This is a genomic window from Acidithiobacillus sp. HP-2, assembly GCF_015100155.1.
Taxonomy (GTDB): Bacteria; Pseudomonadota; Gammaproteobacteria; order Acidithiobacillales; family Acidithiobacillaceae; genus Acidithiobacillus.
Map to the genome: position 1 here is coordinate 209,395 of NZ_JACKZA010000001.1, position 14,005 is coordinate 223,399.

Annotated in this window: 12 protein-coding genes; all 12 read right to left on the reverse strand. The window is 53.0% G+C overall.

All coding sequences use genetic code 11. The annotated features are described in order from the left end of the window. A complete protein-coding gene (fliG, locus tag H7F11_RS01030) occupies positions 1 to 1,011 on the reverse strand; it encodes a flagellar motor switch protein FliG (protein WP_193650651.1) in 1,011 nt (336 codons plus the stop codon). Further along, positions 998 to 2,704, reverse strand: a complete 1,707-nt coding sequence (gene fliF, locus H7F11_RS01035; RefSeq protein ID WP_193650650.1) for a flagellar basal-body MS-ring/collar protein FliF — start codon at positions 2,702 to 2,704, stop codon at positions 998 to 1,000. The genes fliG and fliF overlap by 14 nt, the downstream gene beginning before the upstream one ends. A gap of 36 nt (positions 2,705 to 2,740) precedes the next feature. Continuing rightward, on the reverse strand, positions 2,741 to 3,064 hold the full coding sequence (fliE, locus tag H7F11_RS01040) for a flagellar hook-basal body complex protein FliE (protein ID WP_193650649.1): 324 nt from the start codon (positions 3,062 to 3,064) through the stop codon (positions 2,741 to 2,743). 55 nt (positions 3,065 to 3,119) lie between these two features. After that, positions 3,120 to 4,484: a sigma-54-dependent transcriptional regulator gene (locus H7F11_RS01045; protein WP_193650648.1), complete on the reverse strand. Its 1,365-nt coding sequence runs from the start codon at positions 4,482 to 4,484 to the stop codon at positions 3,120 to 3,122. Positions 4,485 to 4,489: 5 nt separating this feature from the next. Then, complete coding sequence (locus H7F11_RS01050) at positions 4,490 to 5,695, reverse strand: sensor histidine kinase (protein ID WP_193650647.1); 1,206 nt, start codon at positions 5,693 to 5,695, stop codon at positions 4,490 to 4,492. Beyond that, on the reverse strand, positions 5,695 to 6,765 hold the full coding sequence (locus H7F11_RS01055) for a sigma-54 interaction domain-containing protein (protein ID WP_193650646.1): 1,071 nt from the start codon (positions 6,763 to 6,765) through the stop codon (positions 5,695 to 5,697). The genes H7F11_RS01050 and H7F11_RS01055 overlap by 1 nt, the downstream gene beginning before the upstream one ends. A gap of 12 nt (positions 6,766 to 6,777) precedes the next feature. Beyond that, positions 6,778 to 7,341 carry a PilZ domain-containing protein gene (locus H7F11_RS01060; protein WP_193650645.1) on the reverse strand — a complete coding sequence of 188 codons (564 nt, stop codon included), beginning with the start codon at positions 7,339 to 7,341 and terminating at the stop codon, positions 6,778 to 6,780. A gap of 32 nt (positions 7,342 to 7,373) precedes the next feature. Continuing rightward, positions 7,374 to 7,754, reverse strand: coding sequence for a flagellar export chaperone FliS (fliS, locus tag H7F11_RS01065; protein WP_193650644.1), 381 nt, complete (start codon positions 7,752 to 7,754; stop codon positions 7,374 to 7,376). A gap of 15 nt (positions 7,755 to 7,769) precedes the next feature. Then, complete coding sequence (gene fliD / locus H7F11_RS01070; protein WP_193650643.1) at positions 7,770 to 9,719, reverse strand: flagellar filament capping protein FliD; 1,950 nt, start codon at positions 9,717 to 9,719, stop codon at positions 7,770 to 7,772. 34 nt (positions 9,720 to 9,753) lie between these two features. Next, on the reverse strand, positions 9,754 to 10,167 hold the full coding sequence (locus H7F11_RS16600; protein WP_227485149.1) for a hypothetical protein: 414 nt from the start codon (positions 10,165 to 10,167) through the stop codon (positions 9,754 to 9,756). A 65-nt stretch (positions 10,168 to 10,232) separates the two neighbouring features. Next, positions 10,233 to 11,810 carry a flagellin gene (locus H7F11_RS01080; RefSeq protein ID WP_193650642.1) on the reverse strand — a complete coding sequence of 526 codons (1,578 nt, stop codon included), beginning with the start codon at positions 11,808 to 11,810 and terminating at the stop codon, positions 10,233 to 10,235. 143 nt (positions 11,811 to 11,953) lie between these two features. Then, positions 11,954 to 13,993 carry a flagellin gene (locus tag H7F11_RS01085; RefSeq protein ID WP_193650641.1) on the reverse strand — a complete coding sequence of 680 codons (2,040 nt, stop codon included), beginning with the start codon at positions 13,991 to 13,993 and terminating at the stop codon, positions 11,954 to 11,956. Positions 13,994 to 14,005 lie beyond the last annotated feature (12 nt).

Genomic DNA, 14,005 nt, shown 5'->3' on the forward strand with positions numbered 1-14,005 from the left:
TCACAACATGGCCTCGCTACTGCCACCACCCAGACTGAGCTGACCAGCGGCATCCAGTCGTGTAGCTATCTGCAAAATCGCCTTCTGACTGCTTTCCACCTCACTGACCCGCACCGGACCTTTTGCCTCCAGATCATCGCGCATCATTTCTGCCGCACGTTTGGACATGTTGGCAAAGAATTTTTCGCGCAAGGCGGCATTGGCACCCTTCAGTGCTGTCACAAAACCGTCCGAGGGTATTTCACGCAGTAACACCTGCATGCTGCGGTCATCCAGCTTGATCAGGTCGTCAAAGACAAACATTTTCTCCTGGACCTTGTCAGCCAACTCATCGTCGGTCTCACGCATGTTGTCGAGAATACTGGATGAAAGACTGGTTTCCAGCCGGTTCAGAACGTCAGCTGCCGCTTTTGGTCCACCCAGGCTGGCTACCTGCAGACTTTGCGCTTCACCGGAAATTTGTTCCTCCAGAATTTCATTCAACTCGCGAATGGCAGCAGGCTGCACGGTTTCCAGGCTGGCCAGACGCATCATGGCTTCACTGACCAGGCGATCAGGAAGATGATGAATGACCTCTCCCGTCTGCTCCGGCTCCATATAGGCAAAAATCATGGCAACCACCTGGGGATGCTCCAGTTTGATCAAGTCGGCTATGGAACGGGCATCCATCCATTTCAGATTTTCCAGACCACTGGCATCACCACCATGAAGAATCCGATCAATCAGACTACCCGCTTTATCCGCACCCAGAGCCTTGGTCAACATGGCCCGTATATACTGGTCACTACCCACGCCCAATGAAGTCTGGCGCTCCAGTCGGGAGCGAAAATCCGAAAGAACTAGCTGTACCTGGTCCGTGGAAATGTGCGACATCCGGGCCATTGCCGCACCGAGCTTCTGCACTTCTCGCGGTCCCAGATGGCGCATGACTTCAGCAGCTTCATCCTCACCGAGACTCAACAAAAGAATGGCACTACGATCCATGCCACTGAGATCTTCACTCGTGCTCATTAGACAACCATTCTTTGACAACCTGCGCTGCTCTGGCAGGGTCTTGCATGACCAGCTGCCGGGAGACATACAAATCGGTTTCCAGGGGATTACCGGGAATGTTGACCTGCTCGCGAATGACTTCAGCATTAGCCATTGCTGCTGCTGATTCTGGAGAGGCAGCCCGCGCCTCATTCACGGATTTGTCTCCAGTTTCCATATCCGCACTCTCCATGCTTGGTTCCTGGCGCGCACGGCGTTTTAAAAGCGGGCGGACAACACCAAAATAGAGGAGTAATGCCACAAAAAGAATGACCAGATAACGCAGCCCGCTGTTCAGGAGATTCAGGAACCAGGACTGCTGCCACCAGGGCAATGCGCTTGCCGCTGACTGGGTAGTGAAAGGCATATTGACGACCTTGACCGTATCGCCCCGCCTGGCATTATAACCAATGGCATCTTCCACCAGCTGCTGGATTTGCGCCAATTGCGCCGCCGATAAAGGTTTTGCCTTGACGACACCCAGAGAACTTTCGGAAGCCTGATCATCGACGAGCACTGCCACAGACAGGCGTTTAACGGTTCCCACCGGCAGAACCGTGTGCACAACAGTCTTGTCCACATCGTAGTTGGTGGTCGAATCCGTACTGCTTTCGGTAGGCGCCAGCATTTTCAGCGTAGGGGCCAGAGCAATAAGCGCCCCGGGTGACAAATTGGAAGCCACCGGCGCAACCAAGGGAGCTACCGCCACTCCGGGAGGCGTGTTGGAGAGCGCTCCAGGAACTCCGTAAGGCCCGGAACCACCGGTTCCAGAAGTATTGTGGGTCTGCTGGCTGAGAATCTGACCTTTACCATAACTCACCGAACTGCTTTCACTTTTGGCGAAATCAATATCCGCCGATACGGCTACGCGCACGCCTTTGGCACCGACAATAGGGGTCAGAATAGCCTGAATACGTTTTTCGTATTGCTGGTCCACGCTACGCTGGTAAGCCAGCTGGGAAGGCTGTAATCCGTTATCCGCATTGCCACGGGTGCTCAGCATATTGCCGTGCTGATCCACTACCGTAACATTTTTATCCAACAGCCCCGGCACGCTGGCAGCAACCAGATGAACAATGCCGGCCACCTGAGCCCCGCTGAGTTCGCGACCGGGATACAGGTTCAGCATCACCGAAGCCGTGGGTTTTTCCTGCTCGCTCAGGAATACCGAGGGCTTGGGCATGGCCAGATGTACTTTGGCACCTTCCACAGAACTGAGGGATGCAATGGTTCTTTCCAGAGAACCTTCCAAAGCACGCTGGTAATTCACGTGCTCCACAAAATCACTGGTACCCATGGGTTCATGGTCCAGAATGGCGAAACCCACACCGGCACCTTTGGGTAACCCGTCTGCGGCCAATTTCATGCGGGTCGCATAAACCTGATTGGCAGGCACAGAAATCACTGCACCACCATCGCCAATTTGGTAGGGCACATTCAGCTTCTGTAACTCGGCAATCACCTGCCCACCATCACGATCCGAAAGATTGGTGTACAGCACCTTGTACGAAGTGCTTCCATTCATGAAAATTACGGCAATCAGAACGGCAAGCACAGCAGCCAAAGCTACCAACACGCCCAGACGGCGATTCGGCGGCAGATCCTGCCAGCGTCGCTGCACTTGTGCTGCTCCGCCCGCCAGGTTGAGATTCCTAGCGGTTTCAGTCGCCATCAGCAGAATCTACGCAAGTGCTAGAAACGCATGGAATCATGCCTGTATATTCATGATGTCCTGATACGCAGAAACCAGCTTGTTGCGCACCTGAAGCATGGTCTGAAAGGAAAGATCCGCTTTTTGCGAAGCAACCATCACCTGACTGAGACCGACCGATTTGTCGCCACTGGAAAAATCCGACTGCAGTGCATTCGCCTGACTTTGTTGATGATTGACCGACCCAACCATGCTTTTCAGGGTGTTGGCAAAGTCATCCGGACCGGCAGTGGATTTATCCGGCACTTTGACACCCTGTGCCTGATCGGCCAGAGCGCGCAACTGCGTCATCAAGGAATCCAGGGAATCTACACTACTCATGGTCGCACCTTTCGTTCACTCTTCCTGAAAACTACAAGCAATATCCGAGCCAGTTTTATCCCAACTCATAACCAGCTTCCCGAAAGCGCTGGATTTTGTGACGCAAGGTCCTGGGACTAATGCCTAAACGCTCTGCAGCCAGAGCCCTTGAACCGCGACTTTGGCCCAAGGCCAAGGCAATGGCTTCACGTTCATGATGCGCACGCAGATCATCCAGGGCCACAACGGGGCCTGCTGTTTCCTCCACAAATGCATTACCCGCCTCAGGCAAAGGTATGCTTGCAGACGATCCCTGTAAACCCAGATCATTTACCTGAATGTCACTTTCTACCGAGAGAATGAGCGCACGTTGCAGGGCATTTTCCAGTTCGCGCACGTTGCCGGGCCATTCATAAAAGTAGAGCTGCTGTTTTGCTGCCATACTGAGCCCTTTTACGGGAAGCCCCATCTGCTGACAGTGCCGTTTTAACAAATGCTCGGAAAGCGGGAGAATATCCGCCTGGCGTTCGCGCAATGGTGGAATCTGTATAGGAAAAACCTGTAGACGATAATACAGGTCTTCCCGCAGAACGCCTTCCGCTACGGCCTGGCGCAAATCCCGATTACTGGTGGCAATCAGACGAATATTGAGGGGAATGGTCTGCTTGCCGCCGACCCGCTCCAGCTCACGCTCCTGCAGCACCCGCAGTAACTTGGCCTGCAATTGAACAGGCATTTCTGTCACTTCATCAAGCAGTAACGTACCGCCTTGGGCCTGCTCGAACTTCCCTGCGCTACTCTGCGCCGCACCCGTAAATGCCCCCTTTTCATGCCCAAACAAAGTGGCTTCGAGAAGGCTTTCCGGAATGGCTGCACAATTGACAGCAACAAATGGCCCCGCCTGACGACGGCTTTGCTGGTGGATATAACGTGCCAACACTTCTTTTCCAACACCGCTTTCGCCCATCAGCAGCACAGTGGCGTCCGTGGAAGCCACCTTTTTCGCCATTTCCAGCGTTGCCAACATGGCCGGAGACTGCGCCACAGGTCCTTGGCTATCGGCTGGCAAATGTGGAAGCGCAAATTTACGCAGCTTTTCCAGCAGAACATCTACCGTAAAGGGTTTCACCACATAATCTACCGCACCATTTTGCAAAGCCTGCACCGCCTCGGAAATCGTACCCCAGGCGGTCATCATCAATACTGGCGGTGCATCATGTTGTACGCTCAAGGTTTTCAAAAGGGTATAACCATCCATAGGACGCATCTGCACATCACTGACCACCAGATCAAAAGACGTCGCCGCCAGCAGGCGCAATGCAGCCGTGCCATCTTCGGCCCATTGCACCCGATAGCCTTGATCATCCAGCGCCTCCTGCAAGGCTTCAGCCAGATATTCATCATCTTCAACCAGTAAAATACGGGCATGGTACTGCTCCATGCTTCCTACTCCTGACTCATTGAACCGCTGGGCAATGGCTGAGCAACCTGCCATAACGGCAGAAGCAGCACCAAGCAGGTACCGGGGGATACCTTTTCCAGCTCTATACTTCCCCCCATGGCCACCACAAAATTACGGGTAATGGCCAAACCCAATCCGGTACCATCCCGGCGTGTGGTATAAAATGGGATGAAAATCCTTTCCTGATCCGTTTCAGCAATACCCGGGCCAAAATCCCGAATGCTCAGGCGTAAGGTACCCCGATTGACTTCTTCAAGCCTGATGCTGACTGACTGTCCAGCGTTGCTGAAAAGCAGCGCATTATGCAGGACATTGGCCAATACGCTGACCCAGGCAGCCAGGGTTCCCGTCAAAAACCAGTCATCCCGTGCAACCCCAATCTCCAGAGTGACATTTTTTTGACGAAAATGTGGATCCCATTCCCGCTGCAAGGTATGGAGAATTTCGATCAATGCCACAGAGCCACTTTCCTGCTCCGCACCGCGCAAAAAACGCAGCATGGCATCAATGGTCGCATCCAGATGTTGCAATCTCTCCAGCGCGCGCTGCTGTTGCCGCGCAAAATGTTCGGAACCACGTTCAAATTGCAGGTGTGAAACAGAGAGCAGCGCCGTGGCCAAAGGTGTGCGCAATTGATGCGCCAGTCCTGCCATCGTTTCTCCCATCGCAGCCAGACGTTCCCGTCGTTGGGCAGCCTCCTCACGGGCGCGCGCCGCTGTCACATCCTGCAATAAAACCACCTGCCCCCCCCCGCCCGGCAACGCATTGACAGCAAGTGTCACCTGTACAGGCTGATCCCTGCCAGGACCACGCAGCAGCAACCACTCATTCCCGGAACCTGACATGGGTCTGGGTTGCAAGGCCTGCCAGTCCGAACCACGCAAATCCGCTCCCAGCAAACGAATCGCTTCCGGATTCATTTCCACAATCAGCGCCGCATGATCCACCACCAATACCGCACCCGGGAGCATTTCCAGAAGCAAAGCAAGGCGTTCACGCATTTGTTCCTTGGCTTGCAGTTCGGCACGAAGACGCACGTTCGCCTCGGCCAGCTCGGCAGAAAGACGTTGCACTTCCTGCTGCAGGGTACCGTAGGCTTCCGTCAGTTCTTGTGAGGTTTTGTTGAAGAGTTTGAAAGCTTCGATAAGGCTCGAAGCATCAGACAAGGGCGGAGAGCCAGCATCAGACATTAATGATCCATATCCCTGATCGTGCTCAGTCCGTATTTTTTCAGTTTTTCGACCATAGTCGTCCTCCGCAAACCCAAACGTTCCGCAGCACGGGCAACCACCTGATCGCACATGGCCAACGCTTGCAGCAGGAATTCCTTTTCGATTTCTTCCAGATGCAATTTGAGATCAAAGGGCGGTTCCGGCAAGCTCACCGAAGGCTCTGCCCACACGGCAGCAAGACTTTGCCGTTCATCCTGCAACTCCAAATTTTCCACACTGCGCATGCGGGCGGGCAGGTCTGCACAGGAAAGCTTTTCGCCGCCATGCAAAATCGCCAGTCGCTCTGCCAGATTGCGCAGCTCCCGGACATTCCCGGGCCAGTGGTAGGCATTCAAGGCCCGCAGGGAATCATCATCAAGGATGACAGACAGATGACCTTCAGCGGTCAATTTGTCCATGAAATAGGCGAAGAGCAAATGAATATCACCCGGGCGATCGCGCAGGGGCGGCACGTGTACCGGAAAAACATTCAGACGATAATACAGGTCTTCTCTGAAGCTGCCTTCCTGAATCCGCGCCTCCAGATTACGATGCGTAGCGGCCAGTATCCGCACATTGCTCACCAACACCCGCGCACCGCCCACCCGTTCAAATTGTTTTTCCTGAAGCACACGCAGCAGTTTCACCTGCATTTGCGGACTCATTTCGGCAATTTCATCCAGAAAAAGAGTTCCACCCTCGGCCAGCTCAAAACGGCCTTTACGCGCGGCCAAAGCACCCGTAAAAGCTCCTTTTTCATGACCAAAGAGCTCACTTTCCATGAGTTCTTCGGGAATGGCCCCGCAGTTTACTGCCACAAAAGGCCCCTGACTACGCAGGGATTGTTGATGCAGACAGCGGGCGATGACTTCCTTGCCAGTACCCGATTCACCCAGAATCAAGACGGTACTGTCTGTTTTTGCCACCTTGGCCAGCATCGCTGTCATGCGCTGAATAGACACACTGTTCCCAACCAGTCCGCAGCTTTCGCGCGACAGGCTGCGCCTCTCCAGAGTCGATCCGCTTTCCGTGCTTACTTCAGTGTACATAACAAACGCCTGTCATTCTGCGGAAAAATGATGATGATCCTTTTGCCGCGCTATGGAACGCCGATGATGACGGAATATTAGTCGATCTAATGATTCTTGCACGCGTGCGTCTAGCTGAAAGTGCAAATGATAACGGAATAGCGTTTCTGCGCTTGCCTCTGGCTGAGTCACTGACATCTGGAGGGTGCCCGGAAGAAACAGCGGCATGGCAATCCTGGGGCGCAAAAAAAGGGCCACACAAACCGGGCCATTCTCATGGGGAAACCCTGCCGGAGATGCTGTCTCCCAATACAAATCCTCTGCGCCCAGCGCGCAGGAATAACATGGTGGCAAAGGTTCCAGCCCTTGTATGCCCTTACCCACCAGGAGCAGCAGCAAATCGATTTTGGTTTCCAGGCTGCTGATGGCTTCCCGGCTATCATCTTCCACGAGCAAGTGATCATCCATCACCAGCAACGCTTTAAGAAGCGCCATGTTATCCAGCATCAGACGACCGCGTCGCGCAGTGTCTACTTCACCCTTCTCCAGACGCAGGGGAAGCACATCTTCCAGTACGACGGCATGCTGCTCCAGCATCAGTCACTCCCTAACATGCGGAAAGTTATGCCTCAGGAATGACTCAGCAGCCCCCTCCATGCATCGCGCAAATCTATCAGCACCGGCTGGCAGGCATCCAGCGCCTGCAAATCATCAAAAATATTGGCTTGTGCCAACTGATTTAACAGGAAACGATAAAGACTGTCGAGATTTTTGGCAATTTCACCGCCCTCCTGAAAATTCACGCTGGCTAAAAGATGCGCGGTCAACTGGTAGGCCTTGTCCATGGAAACGGCCTTGGCACTAATGTCCATAGCTTGAATCGCCAAACGAGCGCGCCGTATATATTCCAGTACACCTTCCAGACCTAACAAAACCAGCCGATCACTGGAAACCCCCTGATTGCCAACCTGCTTATAAGCCTGCATGGCCGCTGCTGTTGCTACACTCATGGCCTAAAACCTCCCTTAACTACTGGAGCTCGAACTGGAACTGGACGAGCTGGAACTGTTGGAAGAATAAAATGCATTCAGATACTGACCGGTAGACTGCAGAGAAGACAGTTGTGACTGCATGGCAGCAAACTGCTGGGTGAGCAAAGCGGTCTGATTGGAGGCTGACTGCTGCAGCGTCGTAATTTGCGCACCCAAGCCATTAATGGAAGAGGTAATGCCATTCTGTGCGGCGCTCACAAAACCACTTTGGGCATTCAGCGCCGAACTCAAAAGCGCAGTCATCTGTTGATACAACCCCTGACTGAGGGTTACCGAACCAAGATTGCCGGTGCTGTTTCCGGTAATGCTGACCTGTAAACCCGAAGCATTCCCCGGTCCGGTCACCGTCAGGGTCTGACCGGAACCGCTGGTACTTTGACCATTAATCGTCCCCGCCACATCGGTTCCGGTAGCCGTCAGCAGGCTGGTACCGATGCCTGTGCCGCCGGAACCTGCCGCCACATTAGATTGCACGGTAAAAGACTGGGCGCTTCCGTAAGCATTGGACTGCAATTCCAGATAACCATTATTGGCGCTGGCGGTAATGCCCGTCATTCCCGACTGCTGCAAGGTATCATTGATGGTATTGACGATATCATTGAGGGTGCTGCCCGAACTCAATGAAACCACCACCGAACTGGCCCCCGATCCAAAAGTCAGACTTTCGCTCTGAAGAATGCCACCGGAAGGAATGGCGGCACTCCCCGATGTGCTGGCCTGGGTCGCAGCCTGGCTCACATTAATGGCATAAGTCCCTGCCTGCGTTGCGCTGGTCGCCGTCAGATACTGGACATTGGCATTGCTGGTACTACCCGCCTGACCAAACAGGCCCGCTACCGTATTGAAATCAGCAGAGAGAGCCGTACTCAAAGTGCCGGTATTCAGGCTGATCGTGCCACTGCTGGTGAGTCCCAAACCCACACTGCCAAGGGAGTTATACGAACTACCCGAAGAGATCCCGATACCCTGTCCGGAAATCATATCCAGCAACTGGGTACGCAAACCCTGCACCGAAGCATCACCCAACAAGGGGCCGCCAGAACCAGCCTGAGCATTATAGGCGGTCAACTGGTTGATGGTACCCATGGTCTTATTGAAAGCGCTCACAAAGCTCTGCACGCCCGACACAAAACCACTATTACTGCTGGAAACCTGCAGGGTTGCACTACCGCTGGCCTGCAGCAAATTGAGCGTCACCCCGGGAATGGCACCGGAAATCGTATTGGTCGCACTGGTAACCGGCAAACCGTTAATGCTGACGCCAGCATTTTGAGCCTGTTGGCTCAAGGTCATGGAACCTGATGCACCACTGCTGTAGCTGAGCGAAGATAAGCTGCCGGTTGCACCACTGGTACCCACTGAGAAAGCACTATTTACCCCCGTACCCTTTCCGGTCAATGTCAGGCGATAGCCCGTACCATCATAGACGACGGCGGCATTCACCCCGGTGTCGGCCTGATTAATGGCACTGGCAATACCATCCAGACTGTCATTGGAGGCGTTGATAGCCACATTCTGGACAGCCCCACTACCCACCTGAAGTTGCAGGGTACCGGTACCCACTGAATTATTGGTGGCGCTGGTAAAATTGCTGGAATAAATACTCTGGGACTGTGCAAGGACCATATTACTCAGACTGTAACTTCCCTGCGGCGCATTGGCTGAAGCCGAAGCCGAAGCTGCATTGTCATTGGAAAGAGTCACGCTGCGATTATTGGTATTTCCCAGATTCTGCAAACTGCTCATGGCCGACTGCAAACCAGAAAGACTGCTTTGCAGGGTACCCCAGGCACTTAAAGTAGTTTGGTAAGATTGTTGCTGATTTTGCAGGATAGTAATAGGTGCCTGATAAGCCGCACTTAAATTCGTAATAAGTGACTGGACATCAATGCCACTGACCAAACCAGATAGTGAAGCGGTCATAATCTTTACTCCTGCACAATAAATTTCAAAAAATTCAGGCCTTAGTATTCATCAGGCTACCGGGTTGCAATGCGTCAACGGTTTCAGCACTTTTCACAACCTGTTCAGCCGGGACGTAATATTCAAAAAATGTTTGTTTGGTAACTTTATCACTCAGTTTCACCAGAACCTGTCCGGGATGGGTTCCGTCCGGGTCCAGACCAGCCTGTAAGGTAACAGAAGCACTTGCCGGTAAATTATTTTGTAATTTCTGAATAGCCTGTTGCACCTTTTCAGGTTGCAAGGTTATGTTTTTGGGTGTTGTTGAAGTTATGTCCAAAGTATTTTGCTGTGCTGTTGGCGGTCGTGCCGGCGGAACATTCGCCTCTAACCCCTGCCGGGTATCTGCCACTGCGGCTCCCTGACCAGTTAGCGAACTGTTTGCAATAGAGAGCTTATCCATGTCCATTCTCCACTGATAAAACTCTCCCACCCTGCAGAAGTGGGAGAGAAACTGATTAAAGCATCATGACCTTAGGGCAGAAGCTTTAGGTAGCTCTGCTGCAAAGAGTTTTCCTGCGCCAGGGTAGAAATACCTGCCTGCTGCAGAATCTGATACTTGGTCAACTGCGAAGTCGCCTGCGCGATATTCGCATCCTGAACCACCGACTGCGCAGACTGCAGGTTGGTAGCCGTAGTCTGATCATTGGAGACCGAAGCCTGAATCCGGTTCTGGATGGCACCCAGACTACCGTTTTGCTGGTTCAGATAGTTGATGGCCTGATCGACAATACCAATAGCCTGCTGGGCACCGGCGGCGGTGGTGACGTTGATGTTTGATACCGCAGATCCACTCAAGCTGGTTGCCTGTGTACTAAAGCCTATGCTACCACCGTTGCCAATAGCGTAAGAGCTGGCGGAATTAAATTGCACCGCACCCTGAATCAAGGCATTTGCAGAACCGCTGGTGATGGCTGTCCCAACTAATGAAGCACCCGTTCCACTGACCGCCTGTAACGAACCCGTTGATCCTGAAGCCAGTCCAGCACCACTCAGCGCCCCTCCACTGGTTACTCCTGCCGAAATGTTGATGTTGTTACCGTTCGCATTGGTCAGCACTAATTCCGTTGTGCCATTGACAGTCTGCGTACCTGCCGATACACCAGTAACAGCCGCCTGATTATTGATGGCCGTGACCAGCGAACTAATATTAGCCTGACCATTGGAACCCTGAGTGACATCTGCAGAAATATTAACTGCATTGGTTGGGGCACCACTACTACCATTACTGAGAGTAAAGGTGTATGTACCTGCTGTAGCCGTAAATGCAACACTGGTATAAGCCTGAGCAGAAACACCAGTCTGTGCAGAAACACCGTTCACCGCAGCGGCAAGATTGGCGGCAGACTCAGTCGAGGAATTTACACTCACTGAGGCGTTACCGACACTACCCTGAATGTTCAATGCCGAACCGGAAAGGAAGTTTCCCGCACCGCTACTGGTACTGATTGTGAATGATCCACCAGCAGCATAACCACCCATCTGAAAAGATCCGCTGCTTGTGTATGCACCCCCTGATACAGTCGTAGAATAGTTACCCATTGAAGAGGTAGTTGTATCTCCAACCGCCACATTAATAATCTGGTTGGAGTTGGCACCTACCTGGAAGGCAGCACCCGCAAAAGTACCATCCAGCAGGTTTTGGCCATTGAACTGGGTCTGGGTGGCAATGGTCTGCACCTGCGCCAACAATTGGCTGACCACGCCCTGCAGAGCCTGCCGGTCTGAAGTGGTGTTGGAAGCGTTAGCTGCCTGGACAGCCGTGGTGCGAATCTGCTGCAACAGGCTGGTCTGGTTCTGAATGGCACCTGTAGCGGTCTGAACCAGAGAAACGCCCTGGTTACCGTTGGAAACCGCCTGATTCAACCCGTTTATCTGGGTCTGAAAACGCTGGGCAATCGCGTAACCCGCAGGGTTATCCGCCGGGCCATTGATACTCTTGCCCGTGGACAACTGCTGAAGGTATGTATTGAGACTTCCTTGCGTACCATTTAATGCATTCAGCGTACTCAATGCTGAGGTATTGGTATTGATAATTCCTGAAATTGCCATGATCGTGCTCCTTTCTTAGGGTTGAAATGGCATCCTTGCCAAGCTGTACTTACTTCGTACATTCCCTATAACGACACTCCAGCGAAAAAACTTGAATCGACTCAGTTAGTGGGGAAGCGATGATGTTTATCGCTTTGAACATCTCAGCCTGATGGCAGAAGCTTGAGATAGGCCTGCTGAAGCGCGTTTTCCTGAGCCAGGGTCGAGATGCCTGCCTGTTGTAAAATCTGGTATTTGGTCAACTGTGAGGTTGCCTGGGCAATACTGGCATCCTGGACAGTCGATTGGGCCGACTGCATATTGGTGGCCGAGCTCTGGTCATTGACTACTGAAACCTGAATCCGGGTTTGGGTGGCACCCAGCTCACTGGCTTGCTGGTTCAAATAGTTCAAGGCCTGATCCACAATGGTAATGGTCCGTTGCGCCCCCTCTTGGGTGCTCACATCAATATCGGCCAGAGCCGAACCACTCTGCAGTCTGCTGACCTGGCTGCTGAATCCGATCATATCGCCATTATTGATCCGATAGGCGCTGGCCGAAGCAAATTGCACCGCCCCCTGGATCAACGCGGCATGAGATCCACTGTTGATGGGGTAACCGATAAGGGCCTGAGTGCTGCCACTGACGGCTTGCAAACTGCCGGTGGAACCTGCGGCAAGGGCCGTGGATGCCAACTGACCATTGGCTAACCCAGCTGAAATATTGATATTGTCGCCATTGGCATTGGTGAGAATCAGCTCGGGTTTACCATTGATTACCCGGCTACTGGCAGCGATTCCGGTTACCGCCGTCTGCTGGTTGATGGCCGTCAACAAGGCATTCAAATTAGGCTGGCCGTTGGTGGCATTGTTCACGCTGGCGGAGATGTTCACGGCATTCCTTGGTAAACCACTACTCCCATTACTGAGGGTAAAGTTGTAGCTTCCCGTGGTCACCAGGAAGGAGGCGCTGGTATAGGCATTGGCCGTGACTCCTGTCTGCTGGGATACGGCATTGACGGCCGCAGCAATGCTTGCTGCCGATTCAGTTTCGGTGTTGACATCCACTTGCGCGTTACCGAATGGGCCTTGGATGCTGAGCCCGCTACTCCCCGTTCCGGAACTGAAGGAGCCGTAATAGGTATTCGGGGGGATAATCGCTTCATCAGTTGTCGTCCCACTACTCAATGGAATTCCTTGAGAACTGATAGTACCGTTTCTGATATAAACTTCCCGAAAAATTCCTGTAGAACCCGACGCAACAGCCTGACCACTGCCCGGGATGATACCGCTGGTTCCACTGGTTGCACTAAAATAAATCCCCTGATCATTAGCAGGATAGGTCAATCTCAGCACAGGAATACCATTGACCATTTGCGTTGTTCCAGAAATCTGAATGCCCGCACTACTGATTTGCGTGGCCAAGGTTTGCAGTTCAGCCATATCCGGCGGATTCCTCAAATTGACCTGAATTTGCTGAGGACTGGAGTTAAGCTGTTCGCCACCTCCGTTAATACGACCCACCCCACGGGATATATAGAAATCATAAGAACCACCGCTAAAAGTAAAGTAAGCACTGGTCTGGGCAGGAGTGATGGTAAAGGCGCCTCCAGGTGCAAAACCGCCGCTCACAAAGGAGCCATCACATCCGTAGCTATCGCTGTATGGGGAAACTGCGGGTATATGATCGCCCATGGCTGAAGTCTGCGCATTTCCCACCGCCGCATTGATTATCTGGTTGGAGTTGGCACCCACCTGAAAGGCAGCACCCGCAAAAGTGCCATCCAGCAAGTTCTGACCGTTGAACTGGGTCTGGGTCGCAATGGTCTGCACCTGGGCCAGCAACTGACTGACCACGCCCTGCAGAGCCTGGCGATCTGAAGTGGTATTGGAAGCATTGGCAGCCTGCACTGCCGTGGTCCGAATCTGCTGCAATAAATTGATCTGATTCTGGACGGCTCCAGTGGCGGTCTGTATCAGGGAAACGCCTTGGTTGCCGTTGGCAACCGCCTGGTTCAACCCATTGATTTTGGACTGAAAACTCTGGGCGATGGCGTAGTCTGCCGGATTGTCAGCCGGGCTATTGATACGCTTACCCGTAGATAGCTGTTGCAAATAAGTATCAAGGCCACCCTGGGTGCCATTGAGTGCGTCCAGCGTGTTCAAAGTCGAAGTATTTGTATTGATCACACCTGATATAGCCATTGCCTGTCCGTC

Bases quoted from the DNA above. Each gene is read 5' to 3' on its own strand.
- fliG (WP_193650651.1), bottom strand. From the start codon at position 1,011: ATGAGCACGAGTGAAGATCTCAGTGGCATGGATCGTAGTGCCATTCTT.
- fliF (WP_193650650.1), bottom strand. From the start codon at position 2,704: ATGGCGACTGAAACCGCTAGGAATCTCAACCTGGCGGGCGGAGCAGCA.
- fliE (WP_193650649.1), bottom strand. From the start codon at position 3,064: ATGAGTAGTGTAGATTCCCTGGATTCCTTGATGACGCAGTTGCGCGCT.
- H7F11_RS01045 (WP_193650648.1), bottom strand. From the start codon at position 4,484: ATGGAGCAGTACCATGCCCGTATTTTACTGGTTGAAGATGATGAATAT.
- H7F11_RS01050 (WP_193650647.1), bottom strand. From the start codon at position 5,695: ATGTCTGATGCTGGCTCTCCGCCCTTGTCTGATGCTTCGAGCCTTATC.
- H7F11_RS01055 (WP_193650646.1), bottom strand. From the start codon at position 6,765: ATGTACACTGAAGTAAGCACGGAAAGCGGATCGACTCTGGAGAGGCGC.
- H7F11_RS01060 (WP_193650645.1), bottom strand. From the start codon at position 7,341: ATGCTGGAGCAGCATGCCGTCGTACTGGAAGATGTGCTTCCCCTGCGT.
- fliS (WP_193650644.1), bottom strand. From the start codon at position 7,754: ATGAGTGTAGCAACAGCAGCGGCCATGCAGGCTTATAAGCAGGTTGGC.
- fliD (WP_193650643.1), bottom strand. From the start codon at position 9,719: ATGACCGCTTCACTATCTGGTTTGGTCAGTGGCATTGATGTCCAGTCA.
- H7F11_RS16600 (WP_227485149.1), bottom strand. From the start codon at position 10,167: ATGGACATGGATAAGCTCTCTATTGCAAACAGTTCGCTAACTGGTCAG.
- H7F11_RS01080 (WP_193650642.1), bottom strand. From the start codon at position 11,810: ATGGCAATTTCAGGAATTATCAATACCAATACCTCAGCATTGAGTACG.
- H7F11_RS01085 (WP_193650641.1), bottom strand. From the start codon at position 13,993: ATGGCTATATCAGGTGTGATCAATACAAATACTTCGACTTTGAACACG.